At 39.0% G+C, this 19,241-nt stretch carries 18 protein-coding genes; 5 read left to right on the forward strand and 13 right to left on the reverse strand.

Annotated elements, in window-relative coordinates; all coding sequences use genetic code 11:
* Nucleotides 1–14 precede the first annotated feature (14 nt).
* The 8 genes from JT739_RS00275 to JT739_RS00310 form a co-directional block, all read right to left on the reverse strand.
* The gene (locus JT739_RS00275) at nucleotides 15–887 is read right to left on the reverse strand and encodes a branched-chain amino acid ABC transporter permease (RefSeq protein ID WP_237659106.1); all 873 of its coding nucleotides are present in this window, start codon (nucleotides 885–887) and stop codon (nucleotides 15–17) included.
* A 73-nt stretch (nucleotides 888–960) separates the two neighbouring features.
* Complete coding sequence (locus tag JT739_RS00280; protein ID WP_237659107.1) at nucleotides 961–2,154, reverse strand: ABC transporter substrate-binding protein; 1,194 nt, start codon at nucleotides 2,152–2,154, stop codon at nucleotides 961–963.
* Between the two features lie 117 nt (nucleotides 2,155–2,271).
* Entirely contained in the window at nucleotides 2,272–3,276 is a 1,005-nt protein-coding gene (locus JT739_RS00285; protein WP_237659108.1) for a LacI family DNA-binding transcriptional regulator, read from the reverse strand.
* Nucleotides 3,277–3,591: 315 nt separating this feature from the next.
* On the reverse strand, nucleotides 3,592–4,617 hold the full coding sequence (locus JT739_RS00290; protein ID WP_237659109.1) for a sugar kinase: 1,026 nt from the start codon (nucleotides 4,615–4,617) through the stop codon (nucleotides 3,592–3,594).
* 68 nt (nucleotides 4,618–4,685) lie between these two features.
* Nucleotides 4,686–5,333: a bifunctional 2-keto-4-hydroxyglutarate aldolase/2-keto-3-deoxy-6-phosphogluconate aldolase gene (locus tag JT739_RS00295; RefSeq protein WP_237659110.1), complete on the reverse strand. Its 648-nt coding sequence runs from the start codon at nucleotides 5,331–5,333 to the stop codon at nucleotides 4,686–4,688.
* A 145-nt stretch (nucleotides 5,334–5,478) separates the two neighbouring features.
* Nucleotides 5,479–5,667, reverse strand: a complete 189-nt coding sequence (locus JT739_RS00300) for a ferredoxin (protein WP_255688193.1) — start codon at nucleotides 5,665–5,667, stop codon at nucleotides 5,479–5,481.
* Between the two features lie 113 nt (nucleotides 5,668–5,780).
* Nucleotides 5,781–7,919 carry a ferrous iron transport protein B gene (gene feoB / locus JT739_RS00305; RefSeq protein ID WP_237659111.1) on the reverse strand — a complete coding sequence of 713 codons (2,139 nt, stop codon included), beginning with the start codon at nucleotides 7,917–7,919 and terminating at the stop codon, nucleotides 5,781–5,783.
* A gap of 17 nt (nucleotides 7,920–7,936) precedes the next feature.
* Nucleotides 7,937–8,176 (reverse strand): FeoA family protein, encoded by a 240-nt coding sequence (locus JT739_RS00310; RefSeq protein ID WP_237659112.1) that lies wholly within the window; start codon nucleotides 8,174–8,176, stop codon nucleotides 7,937–7,939.
* A gap of 146 nt (nucleotides 8,177–8,322) precedes the next feature.
* Between JT739_RS00310 and JT739_RS00315 the strand changes: the two genes are divergently transcribed.
* Nucleotides 8,323–8,814 (forward strand): metal-dependent transcriptional regulator, encoded by a 492-nt coding sequence (locus tag JT739_RS00315; protein WP_237659113.1) that lies wholly within the window; start codon nucleotides 8,323–8,325, stop codon nucleotides 8,812–8,814.
* Nucleotides 8,815–8,886: 72 nt separating this feature from the next.
* On the opposite strand, the gene JT739_RS00320 is transcribed toward JT739_RS00315, so the two are convergent.
* Nucleotides 8,887–9,876, reverse strand: a complete 990-nt coding sequence (locus tag JT739_RS00320; RefSeq protein ID WP_237659114.1) for a lipoate--protein ligase — start codon at nucleotides 9,874–9,876, stop codon at nucleotides 8,887–8,889.
* Nucleotides 9,877–10,005: 129 nt separating this feature from the next.
* Between JT739_RS00320 and JT739_RS00325 the strand changes: the two genes are divergently transcribed.
* Genes JT739_RS00325 through JT739_RS00340 form a run of 4 tightly spaced genes read left to right on the forward strand, consistent with a single transcriptional unit; the run spans nucleotide 10,006 to nucleotide 14,117 of the window.
* Nucleotides 10,006–11,613, forward strand: a complete 1,608-nt coding sequence (locus JT739_RS00325; RefSeq protein WP_237659115.1) for a spore germination protein — start codon at nucleotides 10,006–10,008, stop codon at nucleotides 11,611–11,613.
* 16 nt (nucleotides 11,614–11,629) lie between these two features.
* A complete protein-coding gene (locus JT739_RS00330; RefSeq protein WP_237659116.1) occupies nucleotides 11,630–12,727 on the forward strand; it encodes an endospore germination permease in 1,098 nt (365 codons plus the stop codon).
* On the forward strand, nucleotides 12,724–13,896 hold the full coding sequence (locus tag JT739_RS00335; protein WP_237659117.1) for a Ger(x)C family spore germination protein: 1,173 nt from the start codon (nucleotides 12,724–12,726) through the stop codon (nucleotides 13,894–13,896). Before JT739_RS00330 ends, JT739_RS00335 begins: the two co-directional genes overlap by 4 nt.
* A gap of 5 nt (nucleotides 13,897–13,901) precedes the next feature.
* Nucleotides 13,902–14,117 carry a hypothetical protein gene (locus JT739_RS00340; RefSeq protein ID WP_237659118.1) on the forward strand — a complete coding sequence of 72 codons (216 nt, stop codon included), beginning with the start codon at nucleotides 13,902–13,904 and terminating at the stop codon, nucleotides 14,115–14,117.
* A gap of 124 nt (nucleotides 14,118–14,241) precedes the next feature.
* On the opposite strand, the gene JT739_RS00345 is transcribed toward JT739_RS00340, so the two are convergent.
* The 4 genes from JT739_RS00345 to JT739_RS00360 all read right to left on the reverse strand — a co-directional run bounded on the left by JT739_RS00345 (nucleotide 14,242) and on the right by JT739_RS00360 (nucleotide 19,173).
* Nucleotides 14,242–15,327, reverse strand: a complete 1,086-nt coding sequence (locus tag JT739_RS00345) for a hypothetical protein (protein WP_237659119.1) — start codon at nucleotides 15,325–15,327, stop codon at nucleotides 14,242–14,244.
* 6 nt (nucleotides 15,328–15,333) lie between these two features.
* Entirely contained in the window at nucleotides 15,334–16,377 is a 1,044-nt protein-coding gene (locus JT739_RS00350; RefSeq protein ID WP_237659120.1) for a hypothetical protein, read from the reverse strand.
* Nucleotides 16,377–17,972 carry a sugar ABC transporter ATP-binding protein gene (locus tag JT739_RS00355; protein ID WP_237659121.1) on the reverse strand — a complete coding sequence of 532 codons (1,596 nt, stop codon included), beginning with the start codon at nucleotides 17,970–17,972 and terminating at the stop codon, nucleotides 16,377–16,379. Before JT739_RS00355 ends, JT739_RS00350 begins: the two co-directional genes overlap by 1 nt.
* A gap of 73 nt (nucleotides 17,973–18,045) precedes the next feature.
* Complete coding sequence (locus JT739_RS00360; protein ID WP_237659122.1) at nucleotides 18,046–19,173, reverse strand: DUF3798 domain-containing protein; 1,128 nt, start codon at nucleotides 19,171–19,173, stop codon at nucleotides 18,046–18,048.
* Between the last annotated feature and the right edge of the window lie 68 nt (nucleotides 19,174–19,241).

Genomic DNA, 19,241 nt, shown 5'->3' on the forward strand with positions numbered 1-19,241 from the left:
TATGCTAACCTCCCCTAAGCCTTCTCCTGAACGTTCGAGCCTGCGATACCCTGTGGCCTTATCAGCAGAAAAGCCAACATGATTAAAAATGAAAAAACCGGTGCATACCCAGAACCTACAAAATTAATGAGCAGTGTTTCGGTCAATCCCAGTAAAATAGCACCCACAACTGCACCAAAAATACTACCCAAGCCCCCTATAACTGAAGCAATAAATCCTTTTACAACCAAATTGCCAAGCTGAGGGTACAAAGTGTAGTTGATTCCTAAAAATACACCTGAAAGGCCAGCCAGTGCACCTGATATGAAAAAAGCAAGTTGAATAATGCCAAAAACATTTATTCCCATAAGGCCTGCTGTGTCCCGATCAAATGAAACCGAACGAAGAGCACGACCAAGCCTTGTTTTCTGAATAAATATTACCAACAGTGCAAGGGCCAAGCAGGACGAAATAAACATGATCAAATCCGGTTTAGATATGACAAAACCGCCTATATTAACTACCATGCTTTGAAAAAACCGCGGATAGTTGTAAAAGTTTGGTCCTACCCAAATTGTTACTATTCCTTCATATAATGTGCCAAGGGTAATTGATGACACAAAGTAATAAACAGGAGATGTGCTGCGCAGAGTTATTTTTCTAAAAGCTACAAATTCTCCAATATAGGCAACCAAACCGCCCGCAAGCATCGAAACAATAATTACCGGAATTAAAGAACTACCTGTTTTTACCGCAAAAAAGTAACCAATAAAAGCACTAAGTGTCATAAGTGCACCATGAGAAAAATTTGAAAACTTCAGGATGTTAAAAATTAGCGAGAAACCTGTAGCAATTAAAGCATAAACTGAGCCTACAGCCAATCCATTGATTATGATTTGTATTGACATTATTTACCTCCTAATACTATCAATACCCCCCTGCCAGGCAGGGGGGATATTGATATTTCTGGTTAATGCTACCTTATTGTTCTGCTGAATAACGCTTAAGCATTACAGGTGCCTGATTTTGAATTTCATGCATAACCATTTCGAGGCCTTTTGTCTGATGAGTATTGGGGTCGATAGTTATATTACCAGTTAGGCCTTGGAAACCAGAGAGATTTTCTATAGCATCTCGAATTGCAACTGGGTCATCGCCCACTTCTTCTATTATTTTGGCGAGAATCTTCATAACATCATATCCCAAGAAGAATTTGTTTGTGGCATCATTTCCTGTTTTTTGTTTATAAGCTTCAATTATACCTTGAATCTGAGGTTCTGTTTCCGTAATGTTGTTGATGTAAATTACTCCATCTGCCTCAGGACCGCACAGTGTTGGGAAAGGAGGACATGCGTCCAAACCGCAGATAAGTCTTCCGTCAAATCCGATTGCTCTTGCCTGCTGAACAATCAATATAAGCTCTTGTGTATAGTTTGGAGCATAAATTGCCTCAGCACCTGCGGATACTAATTTGTTGAGCATTGTTTTAAAGTCTTTGTCATTTGGCTGGTATGGAACTTCAGCAACAACTTTAGCACCTAAACTCTCAACTGTATTTTTAAATGGTTCCAGCAGCGATACAGAGTATGCATTTGATTGGTTGTAAATAATACCAAATTTTTTCAACCCTTGTTCCTCTACTGCAAATTTCCCCATTATAGCACCCTGCTGTTTCGCTGAGGGCTGGAATAGGAACATATTCTTATACGGTGTGCCATCATCTTTTATTGTGGCTCTGTCATCGATGGCAAAGTGAAGAACAGGTACATTATACTGCTCGGATATGGGTGCTATTGCTATAGTTATGTTTGCAACAGGAGGACCGATTATAGCTGATACCTTGTCTGTAGTGGTCATGCGGTTATATGCATTAATTGCTTCCTGAACATCAGCTTTTGTATCATATGTGACTAGTTTTACTTTGCGTCCATTTATGCCGCCAGCAGCATTGATTTCATCTGCTGCCCATTGAGCACCTTCCTGCACCATCTTGCCAAGGGTGGATGTTACACCTGTGATATCCTGTAGAACACCTATGACAATATCACCCTCAGGTGCAGTCTCTTCTTGCTGCGGAGTTTCTGAAGGGCTTTCTGCTTCAGGTTGTGAAGAACCACAAGCAGTCATACCGACAATCATCAGCACTGCCAAAAAAATTGCTAAAAACTTTTTCATACTTTTTCCCCCTATAAATTTTTTTATTATTAATCACTTTTTTCGTGATTAATAACCATAAAAAAACACTACAACTTAAATTTTGCAAACGTTTGCAGTTTATTGTAAAAAAAAGTACTATCTAGTAGATCTGCGAATAATTAACTCTGATGACATTATTTCTACTGTGGGTTCTTGCATTGTCTCAGTATTAATCAGAGCAAGTAATTTATTTACCGCTCTCACACCTATATCGTATAAGGGCTGTGACACAGTAGATAAAGGCGGATCAATAAGAGAACTGAATTCAAGATTGTCAAATCCTATAACTGAAATGTCTTCAGGAACTTTATAGCCGTGGTCTTTTATAGCTCTGATGGCACCAATAGCCCTAAGGTCAGTAGTCGCAAAAACTGCATCAAACTTTATATTCTGAGCAAACAGGCTGTATACGGCATTATAACCGTCTAAACTCCACTGAACGCTGTCGGATTCATCACCTGTTATAAGCTCTTCATGGACAGGAAGACCAGCATCAAGTAAAGCTTGTTTATATCCTCTAAACCGTTCTCTGTATAAAGCCAGCTGCTGATTACCTTTGATAATTGCAATCCGCTGGTGACCTGTCTTAATCAGGAAGGAAACGGCATCATAGGCTGCTCTAAAGTTATCAATAATGACTGCATTGGCTAAAAAATCCACATTTCTTACGATGATTACCATTGGAAAGCCTTCTTTTTGCAACTCAACTATATGTTCAGTTTCTTTGGCTGCTGGAGCAATCAGTAGACCATCTACCCATCTTTTTCTTAGTTTTTGAATGTACTCTTTTTCTGCTTTTACATCTTCATCAGTATTGCACAAAACTACGCTATAACCAAACTTTTTTGCAGTATCTTCTACCCCTCTTGCTAAAGCTGGATATATAGGATTTCGTATGTTTGGAATAATCAGACCTATTGTCTTGGTTTTACCTTCTTTTAACCCTTGAGCAAGGAAATTAGGTCTGTAATTTAATAACTTAACAGCTTCTAGTATTTTTTGTTTGGTAGATTCTTTTACAGAAGCATTTCCACTTAGAGCTCTAGAAACGGTGCTTGGAGAAACTCCAGCCTTCTTTGCTACATCTTTTATAGTTACCATTGAATTCTTCCTTCCCACCATGTAGAAGCCAAAATGCAATCGGCATTATTAGGTTTAATAATGCAAACGTTTCTATAATATATATTTCTTATTGTTTATTTTTTTGTTTTGACGCAGATAAAAAATGGCTTAATCCTCGATGCATCAAGGTTTTAATGGGTTTTATATTAAAACCACGACTTGTAAAAACGTTTGTATTTATATTACTTCGACATCAAAGCAAAAAATCCTGCTGAACTTGTGAAAAAAAGTTTTTTTAAAAATAAAAAAACATGCCTTCATGGGTAAAGGCATGTTTTTACGTGCATCTGAATATTACCGCTGTACTCTTCCTGAGGCATCTCCCTTGGCTAGATTTTCGACTTCCTTTACTGTCACATGATTAAAGTCGCCGACTATAGTATGCTTTAGGCAAGAGGCTGCAACAGCAAATTCCAGTGCATCTTTAGGTGAATATCCATTTAATAGTGCGTAAATTAAGCCGCCACCAAAAGAGTCGCCGCCGCCGACTCTGTCTACTATATGCACCTTATACTTCCTGGAGAAGTAAAATTCATTTCCGTCATAGTACATGGCAGACCAGCCGTTATCTGACGCTGAGTAGCTTTCACGAAGGGTTATAGCTACGCCTTTTAATGAGAATTTATCCATGAGCTGCTTGGCAACGTCTTTATAGCCTTCTTCACTTAACTGGCCTTTGGTAACATCAGATTCTGCAGCCTTTATGCCAAATACATCAGCAGCATCTTCTTCATTGGCAATGACAATGTCCACATATTGCACAAGCTCCGTCATAACGGAACGGGCCTTTTCCCTAGACCAAAGTTTTTTGCGGTAATTTAAGTCGCAGCTTACAGTTACCCCTAGTTTCTTGGCAGCTTTTACAGCTTCCAGGCAGCAAGCCGCTACATTATCACCTAAAGCTGGAGTAATTCCGGTAAAATGGAACCATTTAGCTCCTTCTAATATTTTTTCCCAGTTGAAATCTTCTACTTTTGCTTCGGAAATTGAAGAATGGCTGCGGTCGTACACTACCAGTGAAGGCCGCTGTGAAGCACCTATCTCGTTAAAGTAAATGCCCAGGCGTTCACCGCCTTTTACTATATAATTGGTGTTTACGCCATATCTGCGCAGGTGATTGATAGCTGACTGGCCTATTGGATTATCGGGAACCTTTGTCACGAAATAGGCATCTTCACCGTAGTTGGCAAGGGATACTGCCACATTGGCCTCGCCGCCTCCATATGTAACATCAAAAGAATCAGCTTGGACAAACCTTAAGTAATTTGGAGGGGTCAGCCTAAGCATTATTTCGCCAAAAGTAACAACTTTGTTGGCCACATGAAACACCTTCCTTCATTATTAAAATTGACCCAGTGTATAAATTACCTTATGTTTTCTAAACAAAGTTAAGCCTTATTCCTTGCTGCTTTAATAGCCTCTACAAACTTCCTGGCCGTTTCTTCAACCTCTTTGTAATCGCCTTTCTTGGCACCCTTCGTCAACTCGCCGCCAACACCAACTGCCTGGCAACCGGCTTTAATCCATTCAGCAACGTTATCAAGGCTTACTCCACCTGTAGGCACAATAGGCGCATATGGTAGTGGTCCCATTATAGCTTTGATCATAGATGGACCAAATGCGCTGCCCGGGAAGAATTTCACAAATGTTGCTCCTGATTCCATAACCTCTACAACTTCCTTTATGGACATTGCACCGGCCATGCTTACTTTTTGGTATCTGTTGCAGAGTTTTACTACGTCTGGGTTAAAATGGGGGCTTACTATGAACTCAGCACCCGCAAGCATTGCTGCTCTAGCTGTTTCAGGATCCAGAACTGTGCCTCCTCCGATCAAAATCTCACCATTGGGGTATGCCTTAGCAAGTTCCTTGATAACATCAATTGCTCCAGGTACTGTCATGGTAATTTCAATCGATTCTACTCCGCCGGCTTTAACTGCCTCGGCGATCTTCAAGGCTTGCTCTGCCGATTCGGCCCTTACTACTGCTACAATACCGCAATCAATAATGCGTTTCATAACATCAAGTTTTTTCATGAGGAAACCTCCCTGTTTCATATTATGATATTGTGTTTCATTATATATATTAGTTCTACATAATCCTTGAAATTCCTTCTTTATTTTATATAGAAAAAGGGAATCTCATTCATAATTATATGAGATTCCCTTTTTTTCTAATATGCTATTCTTCTTTTATTGCCTCTGATGGGCAGCTTTCTAAAGCTTCTCTTGCATCGTCTTCTGCATCTGCTGGCACTTCATCGACTATTGCGTGTGCCTTTCCATCGTCATTCCAATCGAAAACTGATGGGCAGGTGTCGATGCAAAGGCCACAGCTAATGCAAAGATCCTGATCAACAAACACTTTCAAGGAAAATTACCTCCTCAAATATTTTTCTTTGTATATTTTATCACAAATTCCAAGTAATGCAAATACATTTTATTCAAATCCCACTATAAAATATTGTTGCAAAACTTGCCAGTTTAAATGCCCAACAAAGACACTAATAGTCGAAAAACAATGCAAAGTAGTATTCCAGTTACAGTAGGTATTAAGAATGAAGCTACTGTCCACTTAATGCTTTGGGTTTCTTTATAAATGGTAAGCAAAGTTGTGCCACATGGAAAATGGTTTAAGGAAAAAATCATGGTGCATACTGCTGTAACCCAGGTCCAGCCATTTGCCAATAAAAGCTGTCTTAAAGACGCAAGGGTTTCCAATTCCATCAGAGAATTTGATGCCGTATAGCTCATGATGATGATCGGTATGACAATTTCATTTGCAGGAAGTCCCAAAAAGAACGCCAAGAGAATATATCCATCTAATCCCATAATCCGACCAAAGGGCTCAAAAAATTTTGCACACCAGCCAAGTATGCTTATATTGTCTATATAAGTATTTGTCATCAGCCATATTATTAGGCCTGCCGGAGCTGCAACTAATGCAGCACGAGCCAGCACAAATATGGTCCTATCTAAAAGGGATCTCACCAAGATTCTGCCAAATTGGGGTTTGCGATAAGGCGGCAGTTCCAATGTAAAGGTAGATGGCAAGCCTTTTAGTATTGTTTGAGACAGAATTTTTGATACCATTAGGGTTATTAATACGGCAAATACTATAGCCACCATCACGGCAATGGTCGCTATTACTGTTTGAAAAGCACCGAAAGAGCCAGCGATAAATATGGTGGATAGAGCGATTAAAGTAGGAAATCTGCCGTTACACGGCACAAAATTATTTGTTATCGTTGCAATAAGCCTCTCCCTGGGAGAGTCAATTATTCTACAAGACACAACCCCTGCTGCATTGCAACCAAATCCCATGCACATAGTAAGAGCTTGTTTTCCATGGGTATGCGCCTTCTTGAAAAAATTATCCAAGTTAAATGCCACTCGTGGCAGATATCCCAAATCCTCAAGTAGCGTAAACAAAGGAAAAAAAATCGCCATAGGAGGTAACATGACCGATACTACCCAAGCCACCGTCCTATAAACTCCCAACACCACGGCCCCGTATATCCACTCGGGAACGCCAAAATAAAGGAATAAATCAGTTAAAAAGTCTTCTACATAAAAAAAACTTTCCGCCAGGATTTCAGATAGATAATTTGCCCCTGATATGGTGAGCCAGAAAACAAAGCCTAAAAGTGCCAGCATTATGGGTATTCCAAAAAGTTTTGACGTTAAGATGTCATCAATTTTTCGGTCAAGCTCATTGTAATGTGTGTTTTCAAATCTAACTGTAGCACGACTGATTTCTTCCGCCTTAAGCACTATAGCTGTTGCTATAGCATCTCTAATTTCATCAATACAGGCGTATCTTGTTTCGAGTATGCCTTTTGCCTCTTTTAGGGCTGCCTTTAATAGTTCCTTGCTCAAAAGGTTATCAGCATTATTTACCATATCTATTATTCTTTTATCTTCTTCAATTAATCGAAGTGCTGCCCATCTGCTGTCAAGCTCGCCTTTTAATAAGGGATAAAGGCTTTCCTCAATGACCTTTATTGCCCTTTCAATTGTTTCATCATACTTCACTTTAAGAGGGGATGCCTTAATTTTGCCTAAGCTAATGTTATTAATCTCATCTTTTAAACGATCCAGCCCCTCTTGTTCTCTGGCATTTGTGCCTACAACCGGCACCCCTAATATATGTGATAGTTTTTTAAGGTCAATATGGATTTTTTTCCTTTTCGCTTCATCAATGAGATTTACACATACTACTGCTCTATCGGTTATCTCAAGGACCTGAAGCACGAGATTTAAATTTCTTTCAAGGCATGTGGCATCAGTAACTACTACACAACACTGGGGTTTTGCAAAGCAGATAAAATCCCTGGCAACTTCCTCTTCCACAGAATTGGGCAGTAAGGAATAAGTCCCGGGCAGATCAACCAGAGAAATTTCTTCACCTTTATGTTCATAAAACCCTTCAGCACAGGTTACGGTTTTGCCGGGCCAGTTGCCTGTATGCTGTTTTAGACCCGTTAAGCTATTAAAAACCGTGCTTTTTCCAGTATTTGGGTTGCCCACAAGGGCAACTATTATGCTATCAGTGCCAAACTTTTCAAAAGCAATCTCATTCTTTAAAGCCCCCAGCCACGTTGATTGAGCAGTAAGACCCATTTAACTTACCTCCTTGTTTAGCATACATGGACAAATATGTTGGAAGCTTCTTCAGAGCGCAGCGCTATGACTGTGCCGCGGAATTGATAAGCGGTAGGGTCTCCCGAAGGGCTTTTTCTTAAGGCTTCAACTACTGTATTTTCAACAAGGCCCAGATCCATTAGACGCCGCCGTATATTGCCATTTGCAGTAAGCATTTTGACTCTTCCGGATTTTCCAATTGGCAATTTATATAATGAAACCACTTCTCTTTCCACTTTTCATAAACCCCCTTTATTTTTATGGCATAGTGCATATTTTACGTCCCCTACAAATAAGTTAGATTAGGGAAACTTTGCATTGCTAACAATAATATATGTTTTTAATTAAATTGGTGTTACCTAAAGCTCTGGGGGTTTAGCAATTGAAAAATAAAAGAGAAGACAATATCGAATTTCATACTTACAGAGGATATGAATTGCTCAGACAGGAAAAGTTTCGGCTTTCTCCCAGTATGGAAGATTATCTTGAAATGATCTACAGGACATGTAAAAAACAAGGATATATTAGAATTACAAATCTAGCACAGCAACTAAACGTCCAGGCATCCTCAGCCACAAAGACTGTTCAAAAACTTACAGAAATGGGCCTTTTGGTCTATGAAAAATACGGCATCATTCAGCTCACCGAAGAAGGCAAGAGAATTGGGGATTATTTGTTAAAAAGGCACCAAATTGTTGAAACATTTTTAAAAAACATAGGAGTTAAAGATAATATCCTGCGCCAAACCGAGATGATTGAACACCATCTAACTGTAGATACAGTGAGCAATATCGATTTACTAAATAATTTTTTCGAAAAATATCCTGCTATTCGCAAACAGTTTTTTAAATACAAAAAAGACTGTAGGCTATAATAAAAAAATACCTCCAGTAGATAATATAATTTCGATTAGACCTTCTACTTGGAAGTATCATATACGCTTATATTAAAAAAGTGATAGAATCTCTTCCAAACTGATAAACCCAAAATATTCTTTTACATCTATTTTAGAAAGGACATCTTTGATATCCTCCTGCTTAAATCTTTGCCCCCGAAGTTTTTCCTCCACTTCTGATACATCGCGAATGCTCATAAAATCTCCATAAAATTTTATGTCACTTATGATTCCGTCCTTGACATTCATATGAACTTGAACTTCTCCCCCATTAAAGCGTGCTGAGCGAATTAAATCAAATTCAGGTGAGCTGCCCACATTCCATTCCCAGGTTGAATACTTTTTATTTCTGAGGTCCATAATTTGCTCTATATCTTTAGGTGTAAGATTATACTCCTGCAACTCTTTTCCTTCTACCTCAAACACAAACTTAAGCAGCATTTCTTTAAATTGAGATACTGTAACATTTTTATCTGGTAGATAATCTTTTATATTTGTAACTCTGCTTTTTACGGATTTTATGCCCTTCGACTTGATTTTTTCCGGCTTAACATTTAGTGCCTTTGACAGCACTGACAAATCAGAATCAAAAAGCAACGTGCCATGATGCAGAATACGATTTTTTGTCACATATTGGGCATTGCCGGAAAATTTTTTCCCGTCTATTGTTATGTCATTTCTCCCGGAAAACTCAGCATCTATCCCAAATTTGCCAAGTGCCTTAACTATTGCCTTGGCAAACCTTTCTATGCTGTTAAAATCCTCTTTTCGATAGTCTACAACAAAAGAAAAATTAATGTTACCCATATCGTGATATACGGCTCCGCCGCCTGACATTCTCCTAACTACGATTATATCGTTATTTTTGACATATTCCAGATTTACCTCTTCTATGGCGTTTTGGTTTCTCCCGATAATTACTGAAGGTCTATTCTGATAAAAGTAAAAATAGTCATTAGATGGATTTAGGTGTTTTACTACATACTCATCAAGGGCCATGTTAAAATAAGGGTCATTGGACTCGTTATTTATATACAGCATAAAACCCCCGCCTTCCGAATGATATTGTAAATTATATCATGTATAAGAATTTCTTGACAACTTTGTATATAATTACGACACCGGCAACATACTACAACTAAATAATTAATCTTCAGGACTGGGATAAATATGCTCAAGTGGTTTAAAAAGTTACACAGGCATTTTATTTCATCTAAATTAAAACAAAAGCTAGAGCATAAAACTTCAGAAAAAACTCCAAACCCCTTGTCTTCTAATCTTCAGGAAAACCTCACAAAAATAAAAGAGGTTTTTTCAAATGCAAGTGATATCGTCTTCCGTCAGTTTGAAATAGGCTCTCATACGCGCATAAAAGCCTTTATAGTTTATGTAGACGGTCTTGTTAATGAAGAGTTTGTGCAAATGAATTTAATGAAGTCTCTGATGATTGATATGCATATATCAGAGGTAGACGATGAGTTAAACCAAAAAAATACATTAAATATAATTCATCAGCGAATCCTGACCCTTACCGAAGTAAGCGAAGTAAATGATTTTCAAGAAGTTGTGGAACATGTTTTATCTGGTGATACTGCACTTTTCTTAGAGGGCTTTGCCACAGCCCTTATTGTCAATTTGCGGGGTTGGGAAACACGAAACGTTACCCCGCCTGACACTGAAGTTGTAGTAAGGGGACCCCGAGAGGGTTTTACTGAAACACTGCGGACATCAACATCACTCCTGCGGAGAAAAATTAAAAATCCAAATTTAAAATTTGAAAAAATGAAAATTGGCAAGCAGACACAAACTGATGTAGTAATTGCTTATATAAAAGGCATTGCCGATGAGAAAATCGTTGAAGAAGTTAAAAGAAGGCTCTCTAAAATAGACGCTGACGCCATCCTAGAATCCGGCTACATAGAACAATATATTGAAGATAGTCCCTTGTCCTTTTTGCCAACTGTAGGCAATAGCGAAAAACCCGACATTGTAGCTGCTAAAATGTTGGAAGGTCGAGTTGCTATATTAACTGATGGCACACCTTTTGTATTAACAGTTCCATATCTCTTTATAGAGGCTTTTCAGACCAGCGAAGACTATTATTCCAGGCCTTTTTATGCCTCAATTGTAAGGCTGCTAAGATTTACTGCCTATTTTGTAAGTGTATTTGCACCGGCACTATACGTAGCCCTGACCACATATCATCAAGAAATGTTACCACCAACTATGCTTATCAGCATAGCTGCTGCCAGAGAAGGTACTCCATTTCCTGCTTTTGTTGAAGCCATGGTAATGGGCATCATATACGAAATCTTAAAAGAAGCAGGCATCAGATTGCCAAGACCTGTTGGTCAGGCGGTAAGTATTGTAGGAGCTCTTGTAATAGGTGAATCGGCAGTTTCTGCGGGTCTCATTGGTGCTCCTATGGTCATTGTGGTATCTTTAACTGCCATATCTTCCTATGTAGTTGCTTCCATAAGTGATACAGTGTCTATTATGCGCTTGACCTACGTATTATTAGCAGCGTTTTTGGGTTTGTTTGGCATTATGATTGGTGCTGCGTTCTTTTTAACCCACATGGTATCCCTTCGTTCCTTTGGAGTACCATATCTTGCTCCAATTGCACCTATTGTTTCTGAGGACCTAAAAGATGTGTTTTTACGCCCACACTTATGGAAAATGCACAAAAGGCCGAAACTGTTCACCCAAAATGACTTGGTGCGTCAAGAACCTGATTTAATGCCGAATCCTATGAAAAATAATACAAACAATAAATAATGCTGAGAGGTACGATATGCTGGAAAAAGGAAAGATATCAAATAATCAATTCATACTAATATTTGTTATAAGTCGTCTAATGCTTACAATGGCATATCTACCGTATGTAAACGCTCCACCCTGGAATCAAGATCTATGGATTTCCGCTATTCTAGCATTTCCGATACATATATTGTTAGTACTACCGGTGTATTTTTTGACAAATCGATTTCCAGGGCAATCATTGATTCAATCTGTTGAAACAATTTTAGGTTCTTGGGGGAAAATTATAGGAGCACTGTATGTATGGTTCTTCCTGCATCGAACAGCTGTAATTTTAAGAGAGCTGGGAGAGTTTCTCAAAGCTATACCATATCCTGAAACGCCCATTATAGTTTTTATTACCGCAACCGCTTTATTTGCCGCCTATTCGATTTACAAAGGCTTAGAAACTATTTGCCGAGTTGCAGAAATTGTTGCTCCTCTAGTCCTGGCCTCTGTATTTTTGGTTTTTATAATGATAGCTAAAGACGTAGATATTTATGCTCTCACTCCTGTGTTGGAAGATGGAATAATTCCTGTAATTTATGGTGGCTTTGTTATAGCTGCAAGGTCAACTCTGAGTTTGTTTTTGTGGATGCTTAAGCCATTTATAAATGAACCAGAAAAAATAAGAACTACCGTAGTTTTGATCTCTTTTATCCTCACACTTCATTTAACCCCCACTTCTATTACCACAATAGGGGTTTTTGGACTGGAACAGGCAAAAATATTAAATTTTCCCTTTTTCCATTTAGTTCGCATGATAAATATAGGGAGTTTTTTAGAAAGAATTGACGCACTGTTTATAGGATTTTGGGTGCTAGGCATGTGCATCGATATAGCCATACATAATTATTTAGCAGTCTTAAGTGCGGCTCAATTACTAAAATTAAAAGATTATCGTCCAATAGTGGTGGCTATGGGAACTGTAATAGTCAGTCTATCTATATTACAAGCTGAAAGCGTTGTTGAACTAAATGAATTTCTATCATATAAAGTTTTAACATGGTATAACTTGTTTTTTACTTTCGCACTGCCTTTGTTGCTGCTGATTGTAGCTGTAATTGGCAAGAAAAGGATTGATTATAAATGAGGAAGAATTTAATCCTTATATTAATAATTATTATGGGGACAATTTTAATCGGCTGCTGGAGTCGGCGGGAACTTGATACTATAGCTATAATTTCAGCAATGGGCATTGATAAATCAGAAGAAGAGGGAAAGCTGAGCGTTGCCTTTCAGATCATAAAACCCAGCGAATTGCAAGGAGCCATTCCTTCCGGAGCTGGTTCTGCTAGTTCTAAAGGGGTTTGGGTTTTAACATCTACAGGTTATACAATCATTGATGCTGCTAGAAATGCTACTATGCAATCAGACCGGAAATTATTTTTTCCCCAAAATAAAATCGTAGTCATAGGAGAGGAATTAGCCCGGGAAGGTATAACCCCTCTAATAGACTTTTTAAATAGGGACCCTGAGCCTAGGCGCACTAGCTGGTTGTTAATCGCAAAAGGCAAAGCTCACGATATAATCAGTGCAAAGCATGAACAGGTAAATATACCAGCAGAAGCCATTGAAAATATGATAAAATCAAGCTCTGCTACCTCCATGGCTGTACAAGTAAACATAAATGAGTTTCTTAAAAACCTCGCAAGCCCTACTTCAGATCCAATCGCATGTCGCATAGAAATGATACAGGATCATCAAAATAAAAATCAAAAGATGAGATTAACAGGCGCCTCAGTTTTTAGAAAAGACAAACTGGTGGGTTTTTTAGATGAACATGAAACCCGAGGTCTAAATTGGATTCTAGGGAAAGTAGTGAGCGGGATTATCCTGGTCAAATCCCCTAAAGATGAAAATGAAGACGTTGCATTAGAAATCATAAGGGCAAGCAGTAAGATAATCCCTGAAATATCAGATGACCAGATTAAAATTACAATTGAAATAAAAGAAGAAGGGAATCTTGCCGAACAATTACCAGATATTGATCTTACAAATACAAAAACGTTTAAAGAATTAGAGCAGCGCAAGGCTCAGGTTATAAAAAATGAAGTTCAATCGGTTTTAGAAAAGGCCCAAAAGGAATGGGGGGCGGACATTTTTGGGTTTGGCGATGCGGTTCACAGAAAATACCCAAAGGAGTGGAAAACTCTTCAAACGAAATGGCGGGACGTGTTCCCAACGATAAATGTTGAGATTAAAGTGGATGCAAGGCTCCGGGATACCGGTCTCTCATCTGCTCCTGTAAAAGGCAGGTAACAAATATGATAATATTAGTGATATTAATTTTTATAATTATAGCATTTCTGCAAATACCAGGTTTAATTGAGCAAAAATTGTGGCGGGAACTTACTGCAGTTTCGGTGTTCTTAGTTATCGGCTTTGCACTAAGCCTTCTACAAGTAATTGGTGTAAAAATCCCAAGCCCCAACCAAGGAATTTTGATTTTGGCGGAAATTATATCGGATATTCTAAAATAAAATTAACCCCACCCGACAACGCAATGGGAGATTCTTTCGGGTCTGGAATTTGTTGTTTCACAATAAATAACACAATAAATAAGATGAGGCTAACCACCTCATCTTGAACCTTTTAAGTGACTTGTTATATATCTTCAAGTTTGTTCTTTCTAGCTTGCTGTTTTTGCCATGCGTGAAGCCCTAAAGACACACCTATTACACCGTAGGCCACAAAAGCTCTAAAGTACTCGCCTACCTGAGGTTCCCCAACCAACTTTTGACCTGCCATAGGGGATATGATGAAAAGCAGGTGAAACAGGAAAGTCCCAAGTACTGCCTGGCCTATAGTGGCTTTCGTAACTGATGCTCCACCTATCAGTATTGAAGCTACCGCAAAAAGTCCAACCTGTTCGTGGCTTCCATAAGTTTGCAATATGCCGATGTTCTGCAGATGTATTAACTGTCCCCAAGCCGCAAGCACAGTTGACAGAATAACAGCGATAATCCTCATCTTATCAACATCTATTCCTGAAGTTGCAGCAATATTCATATCTTGACCTACGCATCTTAGTTCCTGGCCCAGTTTTGTCTGCAGCAAAAATCTTATAGCAAGGGCTAGCAATGCTGTTATGATGAAGGTAAAAACTGGGATAGCCAAGGAATCATGACTTATCATTATTACATTATCCAGGGCATATTTTAAGCCTTTCAATGAAACAGTATTTTTAATACCTATGCCAGAAGGAAGCATTATTGTATCATTTTTCATAGGTATTACGCCGCCCAAGATAAATAAAAATAATAACTGATAAAGGCCATTTGCAAAAAAGCCTAGCATCATACTGGTGATCATTTCATTGCCTTTAGCCTTATTTAGAACTTTTCCCGTAAGCCACCCAAACAATATTGATATAGGAACAGATAAAAGAGCTGCAACAGTAAAACCGCCAAGGCCAGTAATATTCCAATGAACTACTGCTATCAAAGCGATTTGAGCAGCCATGGCTCCTAAAACTATTCCAAAATTTAAACCAAGGCCCGTAACAACTGGTATTATTAACGAAAACACAAGAAGCAAATTACGTGCGAGCCTAGTAATTACTGAGCTTAAAAGAAAGAATGGACTTGCTTCAGCTATAATAGCTCCCACTAAACACAACACTGTAAATACAACCGGGACTATATTTGTACTGACAGTCTTTTTGATATTCCATGAAGATTGTTTTCCCATCAAAATTTATTCACCTCCACCTATCCTGGTTAGAGCGTATACTATTATCCCGTTGCTTATTATAATTCTCACTACTTCTGAAAGATTTCCCTCCGGAAGCACTGCATTAGTTACAGGTAATGCTACTACAAGTAGTGCTTGAAACAGAAATGTCCCTATTATAACATGGGCTATAGACGCCTTGTGCACACTCGCTCCACCTATGAGGATAGCAGCTACAGCTGGAAAAGCCATGTAAAGAGGAGCATTATATAGTTGCAAAAATCCGTAGCTCTGAGCATAAACTAAGATCCCCATTGCTCCTAGAACCGTTGACAAAATAGTGCCGATTATACGCATGCCGTCAACATTAATCCCGCAAGACTCTGCGAATCTGGGGTTACTTCCTGCAGTCTGCATGGCAATTCCCGTTTTGCTGCGAGAAAACAGCCATACTGCAAGGCACAAAAGAATAATATAAGCATACAGTCCCCAGGGCACTTCTATCCCATTATACTCTCTCAAGAGGAAATTATTTAATATCTTATCAAAAGTATCTTCAAGAGAAACGGTAACTCTAAGGCCTCTACCTCCATATGGCCATATCATTTTCGGGCTTTTAAAGGGGGCTAAAATCCAGAACATGCACATTCCGGACACTACTGAAAATCCTGCATATGTGCCGATTAGCATCTCTTGGGTTTTAACCCGGTTTAGCAAAAGGCCATATATATATCCAGCAATAATGGCAAATACAATACCTAAGCCATTAGCTATTAAAAACGCCTGCCAACCTGTTAAATTCATAGCAATACTAAGCACGGCACCCAGCACGCCACACAGTATACCAACTGATAGTCCAAAATTTAGGCCTGTTCCTGATTGTATTGAGGGAACCATTGCAAGAGTCAAGATCATATTCATGCCCGCTCTATTTAATATTCCGGAAATAAGGCTATCTGTTTGAAGTTCTAATGCAAAAGCTGCTATAAAAAGCATAATCAGAAATAGTATAATAATTATTCTGGTATAACCAAACTTATCTAAAAACTTTTTTATTTTCTGGCTCATCAGGAAACCTCCTTTGCCATATCAGAGTACCCACCAGCCATCATCAATCCAAAATCTGTATCATCAGCATCAGGCGGTAAAATACCTTCAAGTTTTCCATCATATATAATAGCAATTCTATCACAAATAGAGCGCAACTCGGCCAATTCACTGGATGTGATTACAATTGTCATGCCCATTTCCTGATTTAGTTTTAGCAAAAGGTCCAGAACTATTTTTTTTGCACCTACATCAATTCCTCGAGTGGGCTCAGAAACAAAAAGCAAATCAGGCTCTAGAGTAATAGCTCGAGCTATGCACACTTTTTGCTGATTGCCGCCGCTGAGCCTACGGACTGGCTGCTCGGGTCCGGTACACCTTATATCTAATTCTTTTATGGTTTTGTTTGCATGTTCTCTGATTTTTGTGTTGAGAACAAAATTAATACCTAAGATTTTTGTTAAAAATTTACCTTGGACCTGTATAGCTGTTATAGCAATATTTTTTTCTATGCTTTCGTCGAGAAGCAAACCGACACCCCTTCGGTCTTCAGAAACAAAAGCCATTCCTCTTGAAAGGGCATCATTGGGATTGTTTAACTTTATCTTGCTTCCTTTGAAAACAACCTGCCCCGAAGCAGGATAAAGCCCCATTATTCCGTTGGCAATGCCTATTTTACCGTGACCTGCTAAGCCTCCGATTCCTAAAATTTCACCTTTTTTCACATCAAGATTTACATTTTTGACTACCTCTCCAGGCATGTCCACTTTGAGATTTCTTATTTCCAAGATATTTTCTTGAGACCCATTATTAACTTTTTTTGATTTCTCCACTCTATCAATTTTCCTGCCTACCATTAGCCTGGCCATATCTTCAACAGTAGCCTCTTCTCTTGAGAGTCTCCCTACCACTTCACCGTCTCTTATTACAGTAATATTGTCAGCTACCTGCATAACTTCATTGAGCCTATGTGTAATAAAGAGTATGGCTATACCTTCATTGGAAAGCTTCTTTACAGCTTTTAGAAAAAGGTCCGCTTCTATTTCGGTTAAAACGGCCGTGGGCTCGTCAAAGACCAGCAGCTTCATGTTAGTCTTGTCTATTTCTCGCGCAATTTCTACAAATTGCTTGTGACCTACAGGAAGGCCTTCAACGGGCAGCATCTCATCTATGTCAACACCTAAAGTATCTAAAGCCTTTCTGGCATCCTTTCGCATTGATTCCATATCAAGGCTTTTCATTTTATCGCCCAGAAACTTGCTGATTAAATTGTGCTTTGTAATTTCACGGTTTAGCTTCAGGTTTTCGGTAATAGTAAACCCCGGAAGCAGCATAAATTCCTGGTGAACCATGCCTATTCCCTTTTCCATGGCTACTTTTGGAGAATCAATATTAACCGGTTCACCATCAAAAATAATCTGACCTGAAAATCCTCCTGTGTTATGAATAACGGGCATGCCAAATATGATGTTCATCAAGGTAGATTTTCCCGCACCGTTTTCACCAACTATGGCGTGAACTTCACCGGGTTGAACGGTTAAGTTAACCTTTTTTAAGACTTGATTTCCATAGTAATCCTTGCTAATATCGATTAACTGCAAGATTGGCTTACTCAAAACTCACCCTCCTCCTGATTTCAATATTTAAGGTTGCCTGAAAGGCAACCTTAAATATTGATGTCATCTGCTATTAGAATATCTGTGATTCGCCTACAAAGAGAAGGAAATTGTCAGATTTGTATGTTTGAACTTTTATATCTCCTGCTTCCTGCCTCAAGAACTCAATAAAGCTCTCTATGTCTTGGCGTTCCACATTGCCTTTAGCGTATTCTACAGCAAAGTCTCCACATGCTCTTATCATGGCAATTGCGCCAGGAACCGTCCAAGTAGCCATTCTGCCGCTATTACCCTTTTCCTTAACCTTATTTGTAATCTCGCTTATAATAAAATCAACATCGCCGATTTTATCCTCCGGTATTTCGATACCTAAAGCTCCAGGATATCCGTGATATGGGCTTGGGCAGCACTGTTCAGGGAAAATGGCTCCTTCATCAAGCACTTTTTTGATTAAGGGTTCCTGCATAGCACAGTTTGTGCTGAAGAAAGCTGTATCTTTACCATGCTCTGCAACCTGTCTTGGCACATCTTCCAGGATAAACTGCTGTGAAGCAGGAATTCCACCTTCACCCATTGGGTCGGGGGCTGCTACTTCAATAAATTCTATGCCAAGTTCTTCAGCTTTTTGTTTGAAGATATCTCTTCTCTGAGCTAAAAGTTCAATAGACATATGTCTCGGGAATGAATAATGTATAAACTTCTTAGCACCCATCTGGTGGGCAAGTTCCATTATGGTTTCTCCTCGTTTTAGGTTGTCTGTATCGATTACGATGTCGGAAATTTCACTCATGATAGTGGGATCTTCCTGAGGCAATCCAGCTATTAAGAGAATGTCATCTCTCTGTTCTCTAATGCTCTCAAAGGCTGCTGCAGTTCCGGGAACTGCTTGGCAGAAGATAATGGCCTTTACACTGGGGTCTGAAGCCATATCCAATGCTAAAGTAATTGTAGTCTCCTGTTCTTTTGTAAAGTTATCAGGATATGTTTTGTGAATTACCCTGTCTTCACCGTACTTTTCTACTAATTCGCGGCCAGCTACAAATTCCTCTTCGTTTTGAGAACTTGTACCTGTAATTACACCTATTTTCCAGTCATCACCGGCTGGCACGTCAGCATCAGACTGCTGGCTGCTGCCGCCACCACAGCCTACAACACTAATAAGTAAACATGTTACCACTAACAATGAAAGTATCTTTTTCATAATTTTTCTTTCCCCTCCTAAATAAAATATTTAAAAAATAAATATTGTTTTAAAAAACTTCCCCCCTT

The sequence above is a fragment of the Tepidanaerobacter sp. GT38 genome, assembly GCF_021991635.1.
Classification (GTDB): domain Bacteria; phylum Bacillota; class Thermosediminibacteria; order Thermosediminibacterales; family Tepidanaerobacteraceae; genus DTU063.